This is a genomic window from Sphingobium aquiterrae, assembly GCF_037154135.1.
In the GTDB taxonomy this organism is placed as follows: domain Bacteria; phylum Pseudomonadota; class Alphaproteobacteria; order Sphingomonadales; family Sphingomonadaceae; genus Sphingobium; species Sphingobium aquiterrae.
The window spans coordinates 59,285-81,789 of the sequence record NZ_JBANFL010000005.1; the positions used below are offsets into that span (position 1 = coordinate 59,285).

The window sequence follows — 22,505 nt, forward strand, 5'->3', positions numbered from 1 at the left end:
GCCACCCCTTGCATTTCCTTGCCCGGACGTTAGGCCGTCACCATGTCGCTCCCACCCGGCCCGGCCCTTCTTTCCGACGCGGACCCCGCCCATATTGCGGGGCATGCCGGGGTGCAGCGCTTTCCGGGGCGCGACCTGACCCTGTTCATCCAGCGCGCGTTCCTCTCCGCTGCCGAATGCGATGGGCTGGTCGCCCGGATCGAATCGCAGCGCCGGCCATCCACCATCGCGGATGCCAATGGCGACCATTATTTCCGCACCAGCGAGACCTGCGACCTGGATGGCGCCGATCCCTTCGTTGCGGATATCGACGCCAGGCTCTCCGCCTGGAGCGGCATCGCCCCGGCCTATGGCGAACCCATTCAGGGCCAGCGCTATGCCGTGGGGCAGGAGTTCAAGGCGCATACCGATTATTTCGAGCCCAAGGGCGCCGATTATGCCCGCTACTGTTCGGTCGCCGGCAACCGCACCTGGACGCTGATGGTCTATCTCAACACGCCCGACGCCGGCGGCGCGACGCGCTTCACAAAGGTCGGAAAGACGATCCAGCCCGAAACCGGCAAGCTGCTCGCCTGGAACAATCGGCTGGCCGATGGCAGCGGCTACAACAATGCCACGATCCATCATGGCATGAAGGTGCGCGGCGGTGTCAAATATGTGATCACCAAATGGTATCGCGAACGCCCCTGGAGCTGATCTGATATGCAAAGGGGCGCCGGTTGCGGCGCCCCTTTCGGGTCCAGCTGATCGGTGGAGATCAAAAGGTCGTCGAGATCGAGAAATTCAGCGTCGTCCCCAGGGCGTAGCGGTTGTAGGTGACGGTGTTGGTCCCGTTCGACTGGGTTTCCTTATAGACGTTGCCCGTGATGTTGCGCGCCTCCAGCTTCACGTCGAATTGGCGACCCGCCACAAGCACGCCCTGGCGCGCCACGAAATCCAGGTTGAAGCCGGGATATTCATAGACGTCGGGCTGATCCTGGTTGGCAAGGCCACGGCTGGTCACGCGCTTGCTGGCATAGGAGAGGATGAAGGTCTGCTGCGACAGCCTGTCCGTGTCCTCCAGGCCCAATTGCAGGTTGACGAGATGGTCGGACTGACCGGTCAGCGATGCGCCGTCGCGGAAGAAGTCGGTCGCATTCGTCGATGATGCGCCAAAGACCGCCACCTTGTCGTCCGCGCCGACCTTCAGCTTGGATTTGGTATAGGTATAGTTGGCGATCGCGACCAGTCGGCGGCTCATGAAGAAATCAGAGGCCGACAGGGTCGACAGGTCGAAATATTTCTGAACCTCGACCTCCGCGCCATAGAGATCGGCCGTGGGGGCGTTGGCGAAGCTGGTGATGAATTCGCTGCCGGTGATGAAGGTTTCGATCGGATTGTCGATCTTCTTGTAGAAGGCGGACAGCGAGAAGCGCTGGTCGCGGGCGAAATACCATTCGTAGCGCGCTTCCGCGTTGAACAGCTTGCTGTCCTGCAGCAGCGGGTTGCCCTGATAGCGGCGGTTTGTGTCCGGATCGAAGTAGAACTGGTAGATCAGCTCGCGGAACTGCGGCCGCGCGATCGTCTTCGATGCATTCAGGCGGACCTGCATGTCAGGCTGCACCTGCCATGTGACCGTCACCGCGGGCAGCCAGTAATTATTGTCGAGGCTGGTCACGGCCGTGCTCGCGCCCGGCGTGTTGAACACCTGCAACGGCGAGACGACTTCCTTGGCGGTCTCGTAGCGCACGCCCGCGTCGATCGTCAGCCCGGGCGTCGCCTCCCAGTTGACCTTGCCATATCCCGCATGATTGCGCAGCGTCGCCCGGAAGGCAGGATTGCCCTCATTGGTCTCGATCAGAACGATGTTGAAATAGTCGATAAGATTGGGCGCCAGCAACAGGTCCGGCCGCAGCATGCCGACACCCTCGGGGAAGCTGCTGGGTGCCGTGAACTGGAAGTCGCGGCGCGAGCTGGTGCGGTTGGTGTCGAGATAGGCATAGCCCGCGGTCATCGACAGGCTGTCGAGCGGCCGGTAGGTAAAGTCCGCGCCCGCCGACCACAAATCCTCGTTGAGGTCGGAGAAGCTGATCGTGGCATCGCCGCCATTGCCGTTGTTGAGGCGGTTCACGAAATAATTGCCATAGGGGTCCGCCGCGGAATTGGTGCGGACATATTCCAGCGTCAGCTCGTCCGGCGCCTCACGCTGCGAATTGGCATAGCCCCCGCGCAGGTCGATTTTGACCTCGGGCGTCAGCTTGAACTCGCCGACAAGCTGCGTGTTCATCAGCTGCCGCTCGTACCAGGCGGTATCCTGCTGCATGAAGTCGACGGTCGTCTGCTGGCGGTTGCCGATGCCCAGGCGCGTATGCTTCAGCGTGTCGCGGATATAGAGATTGGTCCAGCGGATCTTATTGTCGCCGAATTCGAGGCCGAGACCCAGCAGGCCGTTGACGACGACGCGGTTGTCGGTGGTGACTCGATGGAAATCATTTTCCAGCGTCGAAAGGTCCGGCGTCAACGAATTCTGCTGGATCTGGTCGCGCGTCACCCACTTGTTGCTGTAGCCTGCGGTCGCGATCAGGCCCAGCGTCGCGCCGCCCAGGTCGAAGGAGGTGCCACCGGAGACGGCCGCCGTGAAATTGGGCTCGATGTCATGGATGCGCTGCACGACGGAATTGCCGAACCGGACCATCTGGCCGGCGATCACGCCGGTGTCGACAGTGCCCGAGCTGATCCGCTCGCCACTCTTGAAGAAATCGGCCAGCGCCGGCGGAATGTCGCGGGTGCCGTTGTCGAATCCGGTCCAGTCGCTCTTGCTGCCATAATAGGTGTAGCCGATCTGGTAGGTCGTCTCGTCATTGGCGCCGATGCCGCCGCTCACCGTCAGGAAGCTCTCTGCCGGCACCGCACTGGTCGTCAGGTTGATGACGCCGCCGCCGAACTCGCCCGGGAAGTTGGGCGAATAGCTCTTCTGCACCAGCGAGGAGGAAACGATATTGGTCGGGAACAGGTCTAGCGGAACGACGCGCTTGAGCGGTTCGGGGCTGGGCAGTGGCGAACCGTTGAGCAACGCCAGCGAATAGCGGTCGCCAAGGCCGCGGACATAAACGAAGCCGTTGCCCACGACACTGAGGCCGGTGACGCGGCCCAGCGCGCCGGCGATGTTGCCTTCGCCGGTCCGCGCGATGTCCTGCGAGGACAGGACCGAGACGACGGCGGGCGCGCTCTTCTGGATATTGGCGTCGCTGCGGCCGGTGACGATGATGTCGGCACCGGGGATCGACACGTCCGGCTCGGCCTGGCCTGCCTGGGTGGCGGACTGGCCGGCGGCTGCCGCCGGATCGGGCGATTGCTGATCGCCGGACGGCGCCGCGGTCTGCTGCGCGAGCGCAGCCGGCGCGACCAGCGCGGAAGAAAGGAGCAGCAAGCCCGCGAACGTGAGCGGCGTCGCCATCGAATGTCCCCTAGATATGGTAATTGCGCGATCGGGGCGGAATACAGCCGGTGAAGGCCGCATCCCGCCCCGCAGAGAGGCTCAGTCCGATCTCAGTTGATCGGCAGCGAGGTGCAGGCGCGGTTCGCATTGCTCGTGCTGTCGAACGGCGCATAGCCGGAATTGCAGGTCCAGCCCGCATACCAGGTGTCGTTCGCATCCTTGACGGCGCCGATATAGGTCGTCGTGTCGAAGAAGGCGTCCAGCGTCTTGGGGTCGGTCGCGGCGACCGCCGTCTCGTTCGCGCCGTTGATGAACACGCTGGCCAGCGACACCGAGAACCCGTCGTTGTTGCCGTTCGCGCCGGTGCCGAAAGCGGTCGCGACCTGAGCGGCGGTGATGCTGCCGCTGCCCAGATATTTGGTCGCGTTGCACTGCAGGACCGTCGACCGCGCGATCAGCGTCGCCGGTGTCGTGCCCGAACCGTTCATGCGCAGACACTCGTTGTTCGGCGTGGCGACAATGCCGTTGACCCATGTGAGGTCCGCATTGCCGCGCAGCAGGACCGACGCCAGGTCATTGGCTTCGTTGTTGCTGCTCACCTGGCTCTGGATCGCAGTGAAGTTGGCGATGATTGTCTTCTGGCGCGGCGTGTCGCCTTCGAAGCCGTTGCTGTCGACTTCCATCAGCGCGTCGCCCTGGCCCGGACGCTGGACCAGCAGGACATATTGGAAGAAGCCCTGCAGGCCGGTGTCGATGTCGAGGCTGTCGTCGTCGGCGCCGGTGGCGATATAATGCTTGAAGCGCACCGTGCCGCCGAAGAATTCGGCGCCGTCGTCCGAGCTGTTGTGGCTCTGGATATAGTCCAGCGTGGTGCCGCTGCCGATGCCTTCGGTGGTCAGCGCCTGCAGCTCGGTGTTGGCGCCAAGCACATAGCCCGAGTAGCGGATCTGGACATATTTCATCGTGCCGCTGTTGTCATTGTCGATGAGGCCGCCGTAGATCGCCGGGTCGGCCGAACCTTCCGTCTGACGTTCGCAGGTGCCCGCGCCGACCGAGCCCGTGGTGCAGTCCGTGATGCGCGCACGGCCCATGAGCACAACGCCGCCCCACTGGCCGATCGAAGCGTCGGTGGTGAGACCCAGGACGTTGTCGCGGCTGGTGAAGATGATCGGCTTGCTGGCGGTGCCGACGGCGTTGATCTTGTTGCCGCGGTTGACGGCAAGCCAGGACGTGCCGGTGTTGCCATAGACGATCACGCCCGGATCGATGCTGAGGGTGACGGACGGAATCGTGCAGGCCGCCGGAACCTGACTGTCGCTCGGACCGCGATCGCAGCCGACGTTCACACGGCCGGGAAGCGAATAGAGCAGGCCGGCGACCTTGGTGAGCGTGATCGACTGGTTGATCGTGGCGGGCAGCTCGCAGATGCGCCACACGCCCGTCGGCGTCGTCTGGGTCACGCCCCTGTCCACGAACGGATTGGCGCCTGCCGGCAGGGTCGGGCAGCCACCGGCCGGGGTGACTGTGGGGGTCGGCGTGGGCGTGGGCGTCGGCGTGGGGGTCGGCGCGGGGTTGATGATGACGTCTCCACCGGTGCCGGGCGAGGCGATGTCGTCAGCCCCGCAGGCGCTCAGCGCGGCGCAGGCGCAGCTTGCCAGCAAGATCGTCGAAACGCGTGAAATCATGGCCATATCGTCTCCGCTCCGGCCGCGCCGGTCTGTGAACAGGATGCGGAGCGCCAGGGGAAATAGCATGCGAATCGGACCTGCCCCCTGCCGCCCTCGGAAGCGGCGAGTAGGAGACGGCGATGACAGCCGGATGCCGTTTACGCGTCATTTGAGCGTCACTTTAATGACGAATTTGTTTCAAATATTGCATATTGATGACAATCACCCCGGCATTCCGCGGGAAACCTCCGATATGGAGGCGACGGCGACGACAGGATCGCCGGAGATATTCGGCGACGCCCCCGCCTTCAAAACGACGTGCGGGGTCGATTCAATCACACCTGCGCGCCTGCCGGCCGGACAGATATGGACCATCCATCCCTATGGAACATTACGAATAGGGAATGACGGCGCGATAGGAGAAGCTGCGTGCATGAGCATGATCGGAACCATCATCATGGCAGCCATCGACCGGGTCCGCCGCTCCGTCGACATCATCTTCCTGACGGGCATGCTGTTGGGGATGATGACCGGCATTGCCACGATCATCCTGAGCAAGCTTGGCTGAGCCGGCCAACTGCGCCTGATCCCCGCACATCATCCGGCCTGATCGACCAGGGCCCGTCTGCGCCCGTCACCCAGGTGCCGGGCGCATGAAGCGCCATCGCATGCCCCTACATCTCGTCGGGGTCGGAATGGAATTCATGCCAGAGCCCGTTCAGGATGCCGAAGCCAACCGCCAGGCCAAGGCCCAATATCCAGCTGAAATACCACATGGCCTTCTTCGCCTCGCTCAATAGAAATCGGGGTTGGTGCTGACATCCTTCAGCGTCACGCGCCCGAACAGCACCTTGTAGACCCATGCTGTGTACAGCAGCACGATCGGCAGGAAGATCAGCGTCACCAACAGCATGATGAACAGGGTCACATGGCTGGAGGACGCGTTCCAGACCGTCAGGCTGGATGCCGGGTCGATCGAACTGGGCAGGATGAAGGGGAACATCGAGAGCCCGACGGTCGCGATGATGCCCAGCGTCCCGATGGACGACCCGCCAAAGGCCAGCACTTCCCGCCCGCTGCGAATGCCCAGCAAGGCGAGCACCGGCCCCGCAAAGCCCAGCACCGGCGCGATCGCCATCCATGGATAGCGGCCATAATTCGCCAGCCAGGCGCCGGGCGCTGCCGCCATCGCGGTCAGATGCGGATTGGACGGCCCCAGCGGATCGATCGGCCCCGTCACGCGGAAACCGATACCTCCCATCGCGACGAACAGCCCGCCAAGCGCGAACAGGACGATCGCAAGGATCGCGGCGACCTGCCCATAGCGCTGCGCCCGGTCATGCACGACTCCCCGCTCGATCTTGATCGAAAGCCAGCCCGCGCCATGCAGCACCAGCATCGCGACCGACAGCAGGCCCGCGAGCAGCGAGAAGGGATGGAACAGGCCAAGCAGGCTGCCATCATAGAAGGAGCGCAGATCGCTATCGAGCCGGAAGGGAATGCCCGTCAGCACATTGCCGACCGCCACGCCAAAGACCAGCGCCGGCACGAAACCGCCGACGAACAGCGCCCAGTCCCAGCGGCTGCGCCAGGCGGGATCGGCCTTCTTGGAACGATATTTGAACCCCACCGGCCGCAGGATCAACGCGGCCAGCACCAGGAACATCGCCAGGTAGAAGCCGGAAAAGCTCACCGCATAGACGAACGGCCAGGCCGCGAAGATCGCGCCGCCGCCCAGAATGAACCAGACCTGATTGCCTTCCCAGGTCGCGCCGATGGCATTGATCACCATGCGCCGTTCCTCGTCGCTTTTCGCAACGAAGGGCAACAGCGCGGCGGTGCCAAGGTCGAAGCCGTCGGTCAGGGCAAAGCCGATCAGCAGGATGCCCATCAGCGCCCACCAGATCAGCCGCAATGTCTCATAGTCAATGGGAGGTGCCATATCGGGTCTCCTTATTCGGCGGGGAGCGGCGCATAACCGCTCGCCGGTTCATCCTGCGCTTCATCATGATGCTCGACCGGCCCCTTGCGGATCGTGGCGAGCATCAGCCGCACCTCGATCACCGCCAGCGTGCCATAGAGCAGGGTGAAGCCGATGATGGTCGTCCACAACTGCCCCACCGTGAGGCTGGATGCGCCCAGGAAGGTCGGCAGCACGCCGTCGATCGCCCAGGGCTGCCGGCCGATCTCGGCCAATACCCAGCCAAATTCCACAGCCAGCCAGGGCAAGGGCATGATCCACACCGCCGCCCGCAGGAACCAGCGTGCATTGAACCGCTGGATCGTCGAGAAATAGAAGGCGGTCAGGAAAAAGCCGATGAACAGGAAGCCCAGGGCCGCCATCGCGCGGAACACCCAGAACATCACCGGCACATTGGGCACGGTCGTCCAGGCCGCCCGCTCGATCTGCTGCGGGGTCGCCGCCCGCGGATCGGCCACGAAGCGCTTGAGCAGCATGGCATAGCCAAGATCGAGCTTATGCCGCTCGAATTGTTCACGCGCCGCCAGATCGGTGCGGTCGGCCTTCAGCTTTTCGACCGCGTCATAGGCCTGGATGCCGCTTTCGATCCGCCCCTGCGCCCTGGCGACCAGTTCGAAGATGCCCGACACCTCGCCCGTCAGGCTGCGCGTCGAGATGAGGCCCAGCACATAGGGGATCTTGACCTCATACAAGGTCTCGCGCCCGGCAAGGCTGGGGATGCCGAAGATCGAGATCCCCGCCGGCGCCGGCTCGGTGTGCCACATGGCCTCCAGCGAGGCGAGCTTCATCTTCTGGTTGTCGGTCAGCGCATAGCCGGACTCGTCCCCCAGCACGACGACGGAGAGCGACGAGGCCAGGCCAAAAGCCGCGGCCACGGTGAAGGACCGCTTGGCGACCGCCGTCCACTTGCCCTTGAGCAGATACCAGGACGACACGCCCAGCACAAAAACCGACGCGGTCACATAACCGGCGCTGACGGTATGGACGAACTTCGCCTGCGCGACCGGATTGAACAGCACCGCCATGAAATCGGTCACTTCCATCCGCATCGTGTCCGGATTGAAGCGCGAGCCCACGGGATGCTGCATCCAGCCATTGGCGATGAGAATCCACAGGGCCGAGAGGTTGGAACCGAGCGCCACCATGAATGTGGTGAAGAGATGCGCCTGTTTCGACAGCTTGTCCCAACCGAAGAACATGAGGCCGACGAAGGTCGCCTCTAGAAAGAAGGCCATCAGCCCTTCGATCGCCAGCGGCGCGCCGAAGATATCGCCCACATAATGGGAGAAATAGGCCCAGTTCGTCCCGAATTCGAATTCCATGGTGATGCCGGTGGCAACGCCAAGGACGAAATTGATGCCGAACAGCTTGGCCCAGAACCGCGTGACCGTCCGCCAGATCGGGCGGTTGGTCATCACATAGATGCTCTCCATGATGACCAGCATGAAGGAGAGGCCAAGCGTCAGGGGAACGAAGAGAAAATGGTAGAGCGCGGTCAATGCGAATTGCAGGCGCGACAGTTCGATGACGGCCATATCGACCATGGCGGAACTCCTGTGCGGTCGGTCGCGGCCCCCCGGAAACGAGTCAGTCGCGATAATGATTATTCACTAGGATTAATTGTGTATATGAGCAAGGCAGAATTGCTGTGAACCGGATGCGACTGACACGAACCTCCCTCTTCTGGCTGCTCGACGCCGGGCTGGCATCGGCTTTCGCCGCCGCTGTCGCCTGGGCGGTGGCGGGCATGACGGCCCGTGGCGGCCTGTCCGCCATCGCGTTGCTGGCCATCGGATGCACCGGCCTGATGCGCGGGGGTTTGCAGATAGCCGCGGCGGCGCATGGCCAATGGGATGCCGCCCGCGCCAAGCAACGCTGGAGAAAGGGGATATTCCTGGCCGTGCTCGGCGCGGCGCCGGGCGCACGCCGGTTGCTGGGCGAACAGATTGCCGACGCGACGGACCGGATCGAGGATGTCGAAGGCTATCATGCGCGGTTCATGCCGTTGCGGCTGGCCGCCATGCTGGCGCCCCTGATCATCGCCGGGGCCGTCGCGACCGCCAGCCGGGTTTCGGCGGCCATTTTGCTGACGACCCTCATCCCCTTCGCCCTTGGCATGATGCTGGCCGGCAGCGCCGCCGGGCGCGTGGCGGCGCGGCAGCTGGAAACGCTCGGGCGCCTTTCCGGCCTGTTCGTGGACCGGGTGCGCGCCTTGCCTGTCATCACCGGCTTTGCCGCCGAAGATCGGATCGGCAGGCAACTGGCGCAAGCCACGCAGGATGTCGCCCGGCGGACGATCGCCGTGCTGCGGGTCGCCTTCCTGTCCGGGGCGGTGATCGAATTTTTCGCGGCGCTCTCGGTCGCGCTGGTCGCGGTCTATTGCGGCTTCACCCTGCTTGGCCTGCTGCCCTTCCCCGCGCCCGAAACGCTCGATCTGGCCCGCGCGCTGTTCGTGCTGATCCTCGCCCCGGAATTCTACCTGCCGATGCGGCGTCTTGCCGCCGCCTATCATGACAAGCAGGTGGGCGAAGCCGCGCACGAGCGGCTGGCCATGCTGGCCGATGGGCGGGCAGGCAGACCGGCACAAGAACTGTTATTGCAGAGCGCCCCCGCGATCAGCTTCGAGAAGGTTGTCATCGATTATGGCGAACGCGCCATCGGGCCCTTCAGCATGACCATCGCACCGGGACAGGTGACGGCCCTGCTCGGACCGACCGGTGCGGGCAAATCGAGCCTGCTCCACAGCCTGCTCGGCCTTGCCCCGGTGGCGTCCGGAGTCATTCGCGTCGATGGCATGCCCCTTGTGCGGGGCGCGCTTTGCGGCGCGGTCGGCTGGGCGAGCCAGGCGACGGCCCTGATCCCCGGCACCATCGCCGACAATATCCGCCTCGCCCGCCCGGCGGCACAGGCGCGCGAGGTGGAAATGGCCGCGCACAGGGCCGGATTGACGGCGCTGGCCGAAAGCCGGAGCGAAGGTCTCGCGACCGTCATCGATGCCCGGGGCTCCGGCCTGTCCGGCGGCGAGCGGCGGCGGATCGGCATCGCCCGCGCCCTGCTGCGCGACGCGCAACTCTGGCTGCTCGACGAACCCACGGCCGATCTCGACCAGGCATCCGCAGCGGCCGTGATCGCGGAGATTTTGGCCGCCGCCCATGGCAGGACCGTGCTGCTCGTGACCCACAGCGAAGCCATCGCCGCCCGCGCCGACCACAGGATCACCCTTGCATGAGCCCGGCGCTTCACTCCCTTCTGGCGGAGGTCTCCCGCCCCCAGTGCAGCAACGGCCGTTTGGCTGCGCTCTGCGCAGCTGCCGCGGCCATGGCGGGCATCCTGCTGCTTGGTCTTTCCGGATGGTTCATCACCGGCGCGGCCATGGCGGGCGCGGCCGGGATCGCCGCGGTGCAGACATTCAACTATCTGCTGCCCAGCGCGGCGATCCGGCTGCTGGCGATCATCCGCACGGTATCGCGCTATGGCGAGCGGCTGCTGAGCCACAAAAGCGCGCTCTTCGCCCTCGCCACTCTTCGCGTCAGGCTGTTCGAGCGATTGCTGCGCCGTCCCTTCCCCGCCGACGGGACATCGTCGGGCGAGATGACCGCATTGCTGATGCAGGATGTCCAGGCGCTGGAGGATCGCTTCGTGCGCACGCCCGCCCATGCGGGCGCGTTTTCCGGTGGCGCGGTCGCGCTTGTGCTGGCCCTGCTGGCGGGATGGGCGGCGTTTTTCGCCCTGCTTGCCGTCATCGCGGTTACGCTGGTCGGCGCACGGCTGTTTGCCAGGCACACCCTGCCCGCCGCCGCCCGCGACATCCAGCAGCTTATGGCCGCGCTGAAGCGGAACCTGACGGACTATGCCGCCGCCGCTCCCGAGATTGCGGCCTATCGCTTTGCCGCGCCCCTCGAAACGCAGATCGCGCGGCAGGCAGCGGCGCTCGACAGGGCAAAGGCGGCCTTTGCCCGGAAGGAAGCCGCGCTCGCTGCAATGACGACGGTCATGGGCAGCCTTGCCATCGCGCTGGTGCTGGCATTTTCGCGGGCCAGCCCGCCCGTCACCATGCTGGCCGCGCTGGCCGCCGCCGGCGCGCTGGAGGCATTGGGATCGGTGATCCGCGCGACCGGGCGGGAGGCGGTGATTGCCGCCGGCCTGTCGCGCCTGTCCCGGCTCGCGTCCGAAGCGGCGCCCGCGCCCCATGATGCCCCGATATTCACCGGCGACAGCATCACGCTCACCGCCCCGTCCGCAACCATCCGCCTGTCACGCGGCGACAGGCTGGCCATTACCGGGCGGTCGGGTGCGGGCAAGACCAGTCTGCTGGAGATCTTGGCCGGGTGGCGGGACGGCCGGATGCCGGGCATGACCATGGATGGCCAGGTGCTGGACCGGCACAATGCGAGCGCCCGCCGCCCCATCTTCGCGCTTTCCCCGCAGGACGCGCAGATGATCGCCGGCACGGTTGCCGACAATCTCCGGCTGGCGCGGCCCGGCCTGGACGATGACGCGCTTTGGCTGGCCCTGGAGGCCGCGTGCCTTGCCGCCGACGTCAGGGCGATGCCGCAAGGGTTGGCGACATGGGTGGGGGACGGCGGCGCGCACTTGTCCGGCGGGCAGCGCAAACGCCTCTCCCTTGCCCGCGCGCTGCTGGCGGGGCGCCCATGGCTGTTGCTGGATGAACCGAGCGAAGGGCTCGATGCGGAGACCGAGGCGGCGCTGTGCCATACTCTCGACCGATGGCTGCGGAACAAGGGAACGGGCCTGATCCTCGTCACCCACCGTCCGGCCATGCTGGTGCTGGCCGAACAGCGCCTTGGATTACAGAATTAAAGGATTCTCGCAAACATCGCCGCCGAGCCACGGGCGGGAAGTTCCTTGTCCGACGAAACGCCCGGCGGCAGGGATGCCGTTTTCCCATCGCTCGCCATGTTCGTCAGCAAGGCGACGGCGCTGACCAGGGCTTGCGGCGCAAGACTGTAATAGACCTGCTTTGCGGCGCGGCGCGCGTTCACCAACTCCGCCTTGCGCAGGACCGCGAGCTGCTGCGACAGTCCGGGCTGGCCAATGCCGGTTGCCGCCTCCAACTCGCCGACGGCCAGTTCCCCCTGCACCCGCAGCGTATCGACCAGCCGCAGGCGCGTTTCATGGCCAAGAATGCGCATGACCTCGGCAATGGCGCCCAGTTCGCCGTCCGTCAGCCCCTGCGACGATGTCATTGCCCCCCTCCCCTGCGGTCTGGCCGGGTGCGATGGAACCAGCAGGACGCATCGCCCTCACCCAGCATCGACGCCTGGTCGGCATGGGGCGGCAGCAGGACGTCGTCGCCCGGATGCCATCCTTCCGGCGTGACCACATCGTCGATATCGACCCGCTGCAGGGCGGCCAGGACGCGCAGCATCTCTTCCACCGAACGGCCGACCGTCGCGGGATAACAGATGATGGCCCGGATGATCCCTTCAGGATCGATGAAAAAGGTCGACCGCATGGTCGCCGCATCGGTCGATCCTTCGGAGATCATGCCATAGGCTCTGCCGATGGCCAGCGACGCATCCTCCACGATCGGGAAGCTGACGGTAACGCCAAAGGCATCCTGGATGGCCCTGATCCAGCCCAGATGCGCGTAGAGGCTGTCGACGGACACCGCGAGCAACTGACAGCCCAGCGCATCGAAACGCGCCTTCGCCTTCGACAGGGCGATGAATTCGCTGGTGCAGACGGGCGTGAAATCGGCGGGATGCGAAAACAGCACCAGCCAGCGGCCGCGATAGTCGGACAGGTTGATCGTCCCCATCGTGGTGCGCGCAAGGAAATTGGGCGCGACATCGCCGATCTGCAGGGAATGTGACACCGGATAGCCGGCCGACATGTCATTCATGGAATTTTCCAGTCCGCACCTATTGGCAAACATTGACCTTTGATTACATAAGTTGTGTAATCAATAAAAGCGTGCGAGTAAAGCTGCCATGGGAATGCCGCATACAGACCCTGCATCGCCCGCCCCCGCGCTGGTGGTCTGTCCACAGTGCGCCGCCGTCAATCGGGTTCCGGCGACACGACTGACACAGGCGCCCGGCTGCGGCCGATGCGGAAAGCCGCTGTTCAACGGCAGGCCGACCGATGTCGATGCGCCGGCCTTCCAGCGCCATGTCGAAAAGGGCTCCTTGCCCGTGCTGGTCGATTTCTGGGCCAGCTGGTGCGGCCCCTGCCGGGCCATGGCGCCCGCCTATGCCGCCGCCGCCGGCGCGCTGGAACCGGATGTCAGGCTGCTCAAGGTCGACACGCAGGCGCAGGAAGCCATTGCGGGCCGCTATGCCATCAGCGCGATTCCAACGATCATCGCCTTTGCGGACGGCAAGGAGATCGCACGCAATGCCGGCGCCATGAGCCAAAAAGCCATCGTGGACTGGGCACGGCAACTGTTCGGGGCGACGCCCCGCTAACGGACCAGCGCTCCGGCTGGACAGCTAGACCCAGCGCCGCTCATAGCGTGCGCCAAGGCCCGTCAGCAGCTCATATTGGGAAAGGCCGGACAAGGCCGAAGCCTCCGGCAGCGCATAAGCGAGATCCAGCCAGTCCCCTTCGCACAGATCGGGGCGGGCGCTGACATCCACGATCAACAGGTCCATCGAAACCCGGCCAAGCACCGGCAGCCGCCTGCCCGCGACCACCGCCGCGCCGCGCCCCGAAAAGCCGCGCAGATAGCCATCGGCATAGCCGATGTTCAGGATGGCCGCTTCCAGATCATGCGGCGCGGTGACGGTGGCGTTATAGCCGATGCCTTCCCCCGCACGGATATGGCGGCGCTGGATGATCTGCACCTGCGGTTGCACGACCTGACGGATATGCCCCTCCGCCTCCGCGCGCGGAATGCCGCCGTAGAGCGCAATGCCGGGCCGGGTCAGGCCGAAGCCATAGTCGCGGCCAAGGCAGATGCCCGCGCTGTTGGCCAGGCTGGCGCGCAGCTCCGGGTGACGCGCGGCGAGATCGGCAAAGCGATCGCGCTGCAGGCGATTGAGCGGGTGATCCTCATCCGCACAGGCCAGGTGGCTGAGCAGGGTGCGCACGTCCAGCCCCTCGATCCGGGGCGACAGGTCGTCCTGCCAGTCGAAGCCCAGCCGGTTCATGCCGGTATCGACCATCACGTCGCAGGCGCCGCCGCCCGCCTGCTGCCATCGCGCGACCTGTTCGGCCGAAGACAGCACCGGGCGCACGCCCGAACCCGCGGCAAAGGCGACATCCTCTTCGCGGACGCCATGCAGGACGGACAGCGCAATCCCGTCGGCGAGCGGCAGCAATGCCTGTGCCTCGGCCCAGGTCGCGACGAAGAAGTCCCGGCATCCCGCCTCAGCAAGGCAATGCATGACCCCGGCCGCGCCAAGGCCATAGCCATTGGCCTTGATCGCCGCGCCGCAATCCGCCGTGCCGCCCCGGTCGCGCAGCCACCGCCAGTTCGCGGCGAGCGCCTGGCCGTCGATGAGCAAGCGGAGCGGAGCGGCGATATCGGCGGTGTCGGGCATTGTCCTTCCGATAGCGGCCTCAACCCGCGCCGTCGACCCCGGCCGTCAATGGGCGGCCGCGCGTTTCCGGAAGGCCCCACAGGGCGACGGCCAGGGCAAAGGCCACCACGACGATCGTATACCACAGGCCCGAATAGGGATCGCCCGTCCTGGCGACGATATACTGGCTCACCAGCGGCAGGAATCCGCCGAAATAGCCCGTGCCGATATGATAGGGGATCGACATGGAGCTGTAGCGGATGCGCGCGGGGAACAGTTCCGAAAGCAGGGCGGCGACCGAGCCATAGGTCGCGCCGGACAATGCGGAGAGCAGCAGCATGCACAGGAAGATGATGACCAGGCTGCCGACAGGTGGCCTGACCGTCGCGAAATCATAGCCCTTTGCGGCCAGTACCCGGTCCAGCGCCTCAGGCGTCGCATCCGCCTGCACCGCGCCGGCAACGCTGACCTGCGTCACCGCCGACGTCGCCTTGGTATAATGCACCCCTCTTTTGGAGAGATGATCGAGCAACCGTCCGCAGGGCGTCGCCTGGACCTTGGCAAAGGGATCATAGCTGCAATCCGGGCCGCTCACCACCACGGGCGCCGTGCGCGCGAGCCGGGCAATGCCGGGATTGGCCGCATTGCCCATCATGTGAAAGATCGGGAACAGCAGCAGCAGGGTTGCGGCATAGCCGATCACGATGGGCTTCTTGCGGCCCACCCGGTCGGAAAGCCAGCCGAAATAGATGAAGAAGAACAGGCCGAAGAACGTCCCGGCGCCCACCAGAAGGCGTGTCAGCGTCGGGTCGACCCGCAGGCTGTTCTGCAGGAAATACATCGCCTGGAACATCAGCGTATAGGAAATAACGGTAAGCCCCGCCGCGACACCGAACAGGGCGACGAAGATGCGCTTCTTGTTGCCGGGATAGGTGAAGCTTTCCTTCAGCGGGTTCTTCGCCTGCCTCCCCGCCTGTTTCATCGCAAGGAAGACCGGGCTTTCCTTGAGCTTCAGCCGCATCCAGAGCGATATCGCCAGCAGCAGCAGCGAGAAGACGAACGGCAGGCGCCATCCCCAGTCATTCCAGACGGCCTGCCCGACCACCCATTGCGTGCCGAGCACCACCAGCAGCGACAGGATGAAGCCGCCGATCACGCCCGCCTGGATGAAGCTGGTGTAGAAACCGCGCTTTTCCCCTGGCGCATGTTCGGCGACATAGATCGCCGCGCCGCCATATTCGCCGCCCAGCGCCAGCCCCTGCATGATCCGCAGCAGAATGAGGATGGCGGGCGCGATCCAGCCGATGGTGGCCGCCGAGGGCAACAGCCCGACCAATGCGGTCGCCACGCCCATGAGGATGATCGTCGCAAGGAAGGTATATTTGCGGCCCAGCCTGTCGCCCAGGAAACCGAACAGCACCGCGCCCAGCGGCCGGAAGCCGAAGCCCACGGCAAAGCCCGCAAGCGAATAGAGCAGCTCGACGCTGGGGTTGTCGGTGGGGAAGAAGGTGCGGCCGATGATCGGCGCCAGCGTGCCGTAGATGAAGAAATCATACCATTCGAAAACAGTGCCGAGCGAGGATGCCGCGATGACCAGCCGGTCACGTTTCACATCCATCACATAGTCTTCAGCCGCCGCCGATGTCGTGACCATCTCCATCCCCGCATTTTTATATCTCCCGTCTGTGTCGCCCAGTTGCGGGGCGCTGGCAAGGGCGCGAACCGGGAGGAATCAGAAGAGGCTGGGGTCAGAAGAGGCGGGAACCGTCGGGGACCGGGCGGTCGGGCGCGAACAGCATCACCGCGCCTGCCTCATCGGCAAAACCAAGGGTGAGCACTTCGGACATGAACGTGCCGATCTGCCGGCGTGGAAAATTGACGACGGCGGCAACCTGCCGGCCGGGCAGGCCCTCCAGCGCATGGTTTTCGGTGATCTGGGCGCTGCTCTTCTTCCGGCCGATGGTCGGCCCGAAATCGATCAGCAGCTTGTAGGCGGGCTTGCGCGCTTCGGGAAATGGCTCGGCCGAAATGATGGTGCCGACGCGGATGTCGACGCGCAGGAAATCGTCGAAACCGATCTCCGGGCCGGCTTCCGCCGACGGATCGTGATGGATGTGCATCGCTTATGTCTCGTTCATCGGAGCCGGCCAGTCGAGGACCGCCCTTCCCTTTGGGAGAAAGAACGGTCCTTCGACAAGCCTCCGGATGAACGGAAAGCAGATTGCCCCGGTCCGGCTATTCCATTTCCAGGATGACCGCGTCCACCGGCAGGCTCTCGCCAGCCTTGGCGGAGACGGACTTCACCGTGCCCGCCTTCTGCGCGCGCAGGATGTTTTCCATCTTCATCGCCTCGATCACGGCGAGCGGCTGGCCGGCCTCCACCTTGTCGCCTGCCTGCACGTTCAACGCGACCAGCAGGCCGGGCATCGGGCAGATGAGGAAGCGCGACAGATCCGGCGGAATCTTCTCGATCATGTGCGTGGCGAGCGGCGCGACATGGGCGGGCAGCACGCGCAGGTCGTGGCTGGCGCCATGGGCGGTCAGGCGGAAGCCGCCGCGCACGGGCGCGACCTTCACCGCCAGCTCTTCCTCGCCGAAACTCGCCTCGATCAGGCGATCGCCGGGCGTATATTCCAGGCTCATCTCCAGCACTTCGCCATCGACGGTCACTTCGTCAAGCGCGATGGTGACATCGTGCAGCGCCGCTTCATCGCCCTTGCCGATCTTCACCTGCCAGCCCGTCGGCGGCTTCAGGCGCTTGCCCAGCTGGCCGTCGATGCGACGGGCACGGTCGGCCTGCGCCATGGCGGCGAACGCCCCGATGGCGGCCAGCTTCTTCAGCAGTTCGGGCGATGCCGGCGCACCGGTGAAGCCATCGGGATATTCCTCCGCGATGAAGCCGGTGGTGATGTTGCCGGAACGGAAGCGCTCATGCTGCATCAGGGCCGAGACGAAATCGATATTATGGCCGGGGCCGTCGATTTCGAAGCGATCCAGCGCGGCGATCTGCTTGTCGATCGCTTCCAGCCGGGTCGGCGCCCAGGTGATGAGCTTGGCGATCATCGGGTCGTAGAACATGCTGACCTCGCCGCCTTCCTGCACGCCGTCATCGACACGCACGCCATCGACAGCCTCGGGCGGATTGTAGCGCGACAGGCGGCCGGTCGACGGCAGGAAGCCGCGATAGGGGTCTTCGGCATAGACGCGGTTCTCGATCGACCAGCCGTTGATCTTCACATCGTCCTGCGTGAAAGCCAGCTTCTCGCCATTGGCGACGCGGATCATCTGCTCGACCAGGTCGAGGCCGGTGATCTCTTCGGTGACGGGATGCTCCACCTGCAGGCGGGTGTTCATTTCCAAGAAGTAAAAGCCCTCCCCGGTCTTGTCCGCGCCCGAGACGATCAGCTCGACCGTGCCCGCACTGAAATAGCCGACCGCGCGGGCGAGCGCGACGCACTGTTCGCCCATCGCCTTGCGCATCTTGGGCGTGACGAAAGGCGAAGGCGCTTCCTCGACCACCTTCTGGTGGCGGCGCTGGATCGAGCATTCACGCTCGTTGAGGTAAAGGATATTGCCGTGCTGGTCGCCCAGGATCTGGATTTCGATATGGCGCGGGCTCTCGATGAACTTCTCGATGAAGACGCGGTCGTCGCCGAAGCTGTTGAGCCCCTCGCGCTTGGTCGCCTCGAAGCCTTCGCGCACATCCTGCTCGGAATATGCAAGGCGCATGCCCTTGCCGCCGCCGCCGGCAGACGCCTTCATCATCACCGGATAGCCGATCTCGTTGGAGATCTTCACCGCATGCTCGGTATCCTCGATCACGCCGACATAGCCGGGGACGACATTGACGCCCGCTTCCATGGCGAGCTTCTTGGACTCGATCTTGTCGCCCATCGCTGCGATGGCATTGGCAGGCGGGCCGACGAAGATGATCCCGGCTTCGTCCAGCGCCTTGCGGAAGCTCTCACGCTCGGAGAGGAAGCCATAGCCCGGGTGGACGGCATCCGCGCCGGTCGCCTTGCATGCCTCGATGATCTTGTCGGCCAGCAGATAGGACTGGGCGGCGGGCGGCGGACCCAGATGCACGGCCTCGTCCGCCAGCAGCACATGGGGGGCACGCGCATCGGCATCGGAATAGACCGCCACCGTCTTGATGCCCATCTTCCGCGCCGTGCGGATAACGCGGCACGCGATTTCGCCACGGTTCGCGATCAGGATTTTGGTTATCATGGATTAGCCTTTGATCGAAAAGAAAATATACCCACCCGTCGAGCCCTCTGGGCCTATTCTATAAGCAGCATGGACATCCCTATGCCTCGCAAAGTGACGGTATGTTTCTACGCGGTGTTCATCGCGAACATAGGCCAGCACAACACCAGCAGCGTGATGAGACTCATCTTTGTCAATAACGTCGATATCGCGGCGAGCAGCTCTCAATGCCGCTTCAAGATTGCTTGCTGTTGCTTCATATTTCGCGCGCTTGAATTCAAATGAGTAGGATCGCTCTTCGCCATTCAGCCAGAGGTCGGCCCGTCCCGGCCGCTTGCGACGCTTGTCCCTTTGATCGCGCTTAATAATTTCATACTCATTGAGAGTGAGAAACCCAATTCGCGCAGCCGCTGCCGATAGAAATCCAACTGCAGAGACTTCATTAAAGTCAAAGGGTGATTCTTCGATCTCATTGAGATAGCGGCAATAGATTTTATCCGCCTCTCGAAGCCAGCTTTCCCAATCTGAAAGGATGCTGGGCCGACGTTTGTCAGATTTCAGACAATCGAAGGACATAGGCTATTCAGCCGCCTCCAGATGCCCATGCGGCTGCGCCTGCATCGCCGTGACACCCAGCTTGGCGAACAGTGCCGCATCGGCATTGTCGCCGGCATTGGCCGTCGTCAGCAGCTTATCGCCGGTGAAGATGCTGTTGGCGCCCGCCATGAAGCACAGCGCCTGACAAGCCTCGCTCATGCTCTCACGCCCGGCGGACAGGCGCACCATGCTGTGCGGCATCACGATGCGCGCGACCGCCACCGTGCGGACGAACTCGATCTCATCGATCTTCGCGAGCGGCGTGTCGGCCAGCATGTCGCCCAGCACCGTGCCCTTCACCGGCACCAGCGCGTTGATCGGCACGCTCTCGGGATGCGGCATCGTGCCCAGCGCATGCAGGAAGCCGATGCGGTCCTCGCGCGTCTCGCCCATGCCGACAATGCCGCCACAGCACACGTTGATGCCGGCCGAACGGACATTCTCCAGCGTCTCGATCCGGTCCTCGAAGGTCCGGGTGGTGATGACGTTGGCGTAATTTTCCGGCGAGGTGTCGATATTGTGGTTGTAATAATCGAGCCCCGCATCGGCGAGTTGCTTCGCCTGGGAGGCACTCAGCATGCCCAAGGTCATGCAGGTTTCCATGCCCATCTGGCGCACGCCCTGCACCATCTCGATGATGGCGGGCATGTCGCGTTCCTTGGGGCTGCGCCAGGCGGCGCCCATGCAGAAACGGCCCGAACCATGGTCCTTCGCCTGTGCGGCGGCCTGAAGCACGGCCTGCACATCCATCAGCTTGGTGGCTTTCAGGCCGCTTTCCGCTTCGGTCGACTGGCTGCAATAGCCGCAATCCTCCGGGCACCCACCGGTCTTGATGGAGAGCAGCGTGGAAAGCTGCACTTCGTTGCGCGGGAAGTTCGCGCGGTGGATCGACTGCGCCTCGAACATCAGGTCGTTGAACGGCAGGTCGAACAGCGCGGCGATTTCTGCGCGCGTCCAGTCGGTGCGCCCCGAGATTTGGGGGGTATTCTGGGTCAAGCGGCTTCCTCCAGCCCGGCGGGGGGCATGTTGTGGCCGAGGAGGCGCAGCACGTCGGCGGCGCATTCCACGACATTGGAGCCCGGTCCATAAATGCCCTGAACGCCCGCGTCGCGCAGATAATCATAATCCTGCGGCGGGATGACCCCGCCGGCGATCACCTTGATGTCGCTACGGCCCTGCGCCTTGAGCTGCCGGATCAATTCCGGGATCAGCGTCTTGTGCCCCGCCGCAAGGCTGGACGCGCCGACGACATCGACGCCGCTGTCCAGCGCCAGCACCACGGTTTCCTCCGGCGTCTGGAACAGCGGGCCCGACACCACGTCGAAGCCCATGTCCCCGAATGCGGAAGCGATGACGTTGGCGCCCCGGTCATGCCCGTCCTGGCCCATCTTGGCGACAAGCAGTTTGGGTTTGCGACCGAGGCGCCGCTCGACGGCCTGCACACCGTCAAGGACCTGTTGCCAGCGGCTGTCCCCCTTATAGGGTGCCCCATAAACGCCTTTCACGGGCGTTGGCGTCGTACCGTAGCGATCGAAGCTCTCCTCCATGGCGGAAGAGATCTCGCCCAGGGTCGCGCGGGCGCGGGCCGCCTCGACGGCGAGGGCGAGGAGATTATTCTCGATGCTGGAAGGCTGAGCCGCGCCGTCACGCAGCGCCTGCAGCGCCGCTTCGCACCTGGCCGCGTCGCGCGTGGCCTTCATCTGGTTGATGCGCGTGATCTGGCCTTCGCGGACCCTGGCGTTGTCGACCTCCAACGTTTCCAGCAGGTCTTCGTTCGCGAGGCGATATTTGTTGACGCCGACGATCACGTCCTCGCCGCGATCGACGCGGGCCTGACGGGCAGCGGCGGCTTCCTCGATCATCGACTTGGGCCAGCCCGCCGCCACGGCCTTCGCCATGCCGCCTTCGGCTTCCACGCGCTCGATGATCTCCCACGCCTTGTCGACCAGTTCCTGCGTCAGCGCCTCGACATAATAGCTGCCGCCCAGCGGATCGACCACCTTGGTCATCCCGGTTTCCTCCTGGATGACGATCTGGGTGTTGCGGGCGATGCGGGCGGAGAAATCGGTGGGCAGCGCGATCGCCTCGTCCAGCGCATTGGTGTGCAGCGACTGGGTGCCGCCCAGCATCGCCGCCATCGCCTCGATCGTGGTGCGCATGACGTTGTTGTACGGGTCCTGCTCGGTGAGCGAGACACCGCTGGTCTGGCAGTGGGTGCGCAGCATCTTGCTGCGCTCGTCCTGCGCGCCAAGGTTCGTCATCACCCGATGCCAGAGCACGCGCGCGGCACGCAGCTTGGCGATCTCCATGAAGAAGTTCATGCCGATGGCGAAGAAGAAACTCAGCCGCCCTGCGAACTTGTCGATATCCAGGCCCGATGCCACACCATAGCGCACATATTCGGCGCCGTCGGCAATGGTGAAGGCCAGTTCCTGCACCTGCGTCGCGCCGGCTTCCTGCATATGATAGCCGGAGATCGAGATGGAGTTGAACTTCGGCATCTCGCGCGAGGTGTAGCCGAAGATGTCGGAGATGATCCGCATGCTCGGCTCGGGCGGGTAGATATAGGTGTTGCGGACCATGAACTCCTTGAGGATGTCGTTCTGGATGGTCCCGTCCAGCAGCTTGCGGTCGACGCCCTGCTCCTCGCCCGCGACGATGAAGAAGGCGAGGATCGGGATCACCGCGCCGTTCATCGTCATGGAGACGGACATCTGGTCGAGCGGAATGCCGTCGAACAGGATCTTCATGTCCTCGACACTGTCGATCGCGACGCCGGCCTTGCCGACATCGCCCACCACGCGGGGATGATCGCTGTCATAGCCGCGATGGGTGGCCAGATCGAAGGCGACCGAAAGCCCCTTTTGCCCGGCGGCCAGGTTGCGGCGGTAGAAAGCGTTGGATTCCTCGGCGGTGGAGAAGCCCGCATATTGGCGGATGGTCCAGGGGCGGCCGGCATACATGCTGGCGCGCACGCCGCGCGTGAACGGCGCGAAGCCGGGAATGCCGGGGTCGGCCGTCACGTCGTCCGCCGTGTAGAGCGGCTTGACGTCGATGCCCTCCGGCGTGCGCCAGGTAAGGTCCTTGCCCTTCACTTCCTTGGCGGCGGCGGCGGTCCATTGATCCAGCGTCGGCTTCTCGGTCAT

At 64.6% G+C, this 22,505-nt stretch carries 19 protein-coding genes; 5 read left to right on the plus strand and 14 right to left on the minus strand.

What is annotated here, in order from left to right; translation table 11 throughout:
* The first annotated feature begins 42 nt into the window (after nt 1–42).
* Nucleotides 43–696 (plus strand): prolyl hydroxylase family protein, encoded by a 654-nt coding sequence (locus WFP78_RS06805; protein ID WP_336960059.1) that lies wholly within the window; start codon nt 43–45, stop codon nt 694–696.
* A gap of 61 nt (nt 697–757) precedes the next feature.
* On the opposite strand, the gene WFP78_RS06810 is transcribed toward WFP78_RS06805, so the two are convergent.
* On the minus strand, nt 758–3,436 hold the full coding sequence (locus WFP78_RS06810; protein ID WP_336960061.1) for a TonB-dependent receptor domain-containing protein: 2,679 nt from the start codon (nt 3,434–3,436) through the stop codon (nt 758–760).
* A gap of 92 nt (nt 3,437–3,528) precedes the next feature.
* Entirely contained in the window at nt 3,529–5,109 is a 1,581-nt protein-coding gene (locus WFP78_RS06815; RefSeq protein ID WP_336960063.1) for a hypothetical protein, read from the minus strand.
* 160 nt (nt 5,110–5,269) lie between these two features.
* Between WFP78_RS06815 and WFP78_RS06820 the strand changes: the two genes are divergently transcribed.
* The gene (locus WFP78_RS06820) at nt 5,270–5,653 is read left to right on the plus strand and encodes a hypothetical protein (protein ID WP_336960065.1); all 384 of its coding nucleotides are present in this window, start codon (nt 5,270–5,272) and stop codon (nt 5,651–5,653) included.
* A gap of 106 nt (nt 5,654–5,759) precedes the next feature.
* Here the strand turns inward: WFP78_RS06820 and cydX are convergent, their stop codons facing one another.
* From cydX to WFP78_RS06835, 3 genes are read right to left on the minus strand one after another with little or no spacing between them, the layout of a single operon-like run.
* On the minus strand, nt 5,760–5,861 hold the full coding sequence (gene cydX, locus WFP78_RS06825) for a cytochrome bd-I oxidase subunit CydX (protein WP_336960067.1): 102 nt from the start codon (nt 5,859–5,861) through the stop codon (nt 5,760–5,762).
* 17 nt (nt 5,862–5,878) lie between these two features.
* Nucleotides 5,879–7,027: a cytochrome d ubiquinol oxidase subunit II gene (gene cydB, locus WFP78_RS06830; RefSeq protein WP_336960069.1), complete on the minus strand. Its 1,149-nt coding sequence runs from the start codon at nt 7,025–7,027 to the stop codon at nt 5,879–5,881.
* An 11-nt stretch (nt 7,028–7,038) separates the two neighbouring features.
* Entirely contained in the window at nt 7,039–8,610 is a 1,572-nt protein-coding gene (locus tag WFP78_RS06835; protein ID WP_336960071.1) for a cytochrome ubiquinol oxidase subunit I, read from the minus strand.
* A gap of 113 nt (nt 8,611–8,723) precedes the next feature.
* Here WFP78_RS06835 and cydD point away from each other — a divergent pair, with 113 nt between their 5' ends.
* Together cydD and WFP78_RS06845 are read left to right on the plus strand one after the other, a co-directional pair.
* On the plus strand, nt 8,724–10,295 hold the full coding sequence (cydD, locus tag WFP78_RS06840) for a thiol reductant ABC exporter subunit CydD (protein WP_336960073.1): 1,572 nt from the start codon (nt 8,724–8,726) through the stop codon (nt 10,293–10,295).
* Entirely contained in the window at nt 10,292–11,887 is a 1,596-nt protein-coding gene (locus WFP78_RS06845) for an ATP-binding cassette domain-containing protein (RefSeq protein WP_336960075.1), read from the plus strand. The genes cydD and WFP78_RS06845 overlap by 4 nt, the downstream gene beginning before the upstream one ends.
* Here WFP78_RS06845 and WFP78_RS06850 read toward each other — a convergent pair.
* Nucleotides 11,884–12,273 (minus strand): ArsR/SmtB family transcription factor, encoded by a 390-nt coding sequence (locus WFP78_RS06850; protein WP_336960077.1) that lies wholly within the window; start codon nt 12,271–12,273, stop codon nt 11,884–11,886. The two genes, WFP78_RS06845 and WFP78_RS06850, sit on opposite strands and share 4 nt — an antisense overlap.
* Nucleotides 12,270–12,932 (minus strand): peroxiredoxin, encoded by a 663-nt coding sequence (locus tag WFP78_RS06855; protein WP_336960079.1) that lies wholly within the window; start codon nt 12,930–12,932, stop codon nt 12,270–12,272. Before WFP78_RS06855 ends, WFP78_RS06850 begins: the two co-directional genes overlap by 4 nt.
* A 94-nt stretch (nt 12,933–13,026) precedes the next feature.
* Between WFP78_RS06855 and trxC the strand changes: the two genes are divergently transcribed.
* Entirely contained in the window at nt 13,027–13,497 is a 471-nt protein-coding gene (gene trxC / locus WFP78_RS06860) for a thioredoxin TrxC (RefSeq protein WP_336960081.1), read from the plus strand.
* Nucleotides 13,498–13,521: 24 nt separating this feature from the next.
* On the opposite strand, the gene alr is transcribed toward trxC, so the two are convergent.
* From alr to scpA, 7 genes are all read right to left on the minus strand, one after another.
* Nucleotides 13,522–14,574, minus strand: a complete 1,053-nt coding sequence (gene alr / locus WFP78_RS06865) for an alanine racemase (RefSeq protein WP_336960083.1) — start codon at nt 14,572–14,574, stop codon at nt 13,522–13,524.
* A 19-nt stretch (nt 14,575–14,593) separates the two neighbouring features.
* Entirely contained in the window at nt 14,594–16,207 is a 1,614-nt protein-coding gene (locus WFP78_RS06870; protein WP_336960085.1) for an MFS transporter, read from the minus strand.
* A gap of 94 nt (nt 16,208–16,301) precedes the next feature.
* A complete protein-coding gene (locus WFP78_RS06875; RefSeq protein ID WP_336960087.1) occupies nt 16,302–16,673 on the minus strand; it encodes a tRNA-binding protein in 372 nt (123 codons plus the stop codon).
* 115 nt (nt 16,674–16,788) lie between these two features.
* Nucleotides 16,789–18,783 carry an acetyl/propionyl/methylcrotonyl-CoA carboxylase subunit alpha gene (locus WFP78_RS06880; protein WP_336960089.1) on the minus strand — a complete coding sequence of 665 codons (1,995 nt, stop codon included), beginning with the start codon at nt 18,781–18,783 and terminating at the stop codon, nt 16,789–16,791.
* A 3-nt stretch (nt 18,784–18,786) separates the two neighbouring features.
* Nucleotides 18,787–19,338: a hypothetical protein gene (locus WFP78_RS06885; protein WP_336960091.1), complete on the minus strand. Its 552-nt coding sequence runs from the start codon at nt 19,336–19,338 to the stop codon at nt 18,787–18,789.
* Nucleotides 19,339–19,341: 3 nt separating this feature from the next.
* Entirely contained in the window at nt 19,342–20,355 is a 1,014-nt protein-coding gene (gene bioB / locus WFP78_RS06890; RefSeq protein ID WP_336960093.1) for a biotin synthase BioB, read from the minus strand.
* On the minus strand, nt 20,352–22,505 hold the full coding sequence (gene scpA / locus WFP78_RS06895; RefSeq protein ID WP_336960095.1) for a methylmalonyl-CoA mutase: 2,154 nt from the start codon (nt 22,503–22,505) through the stop codon (nt 20,352–20,354). The genes bioB and scpA overlap by 4 nt, the downstream gene beginning before the upstream one ends.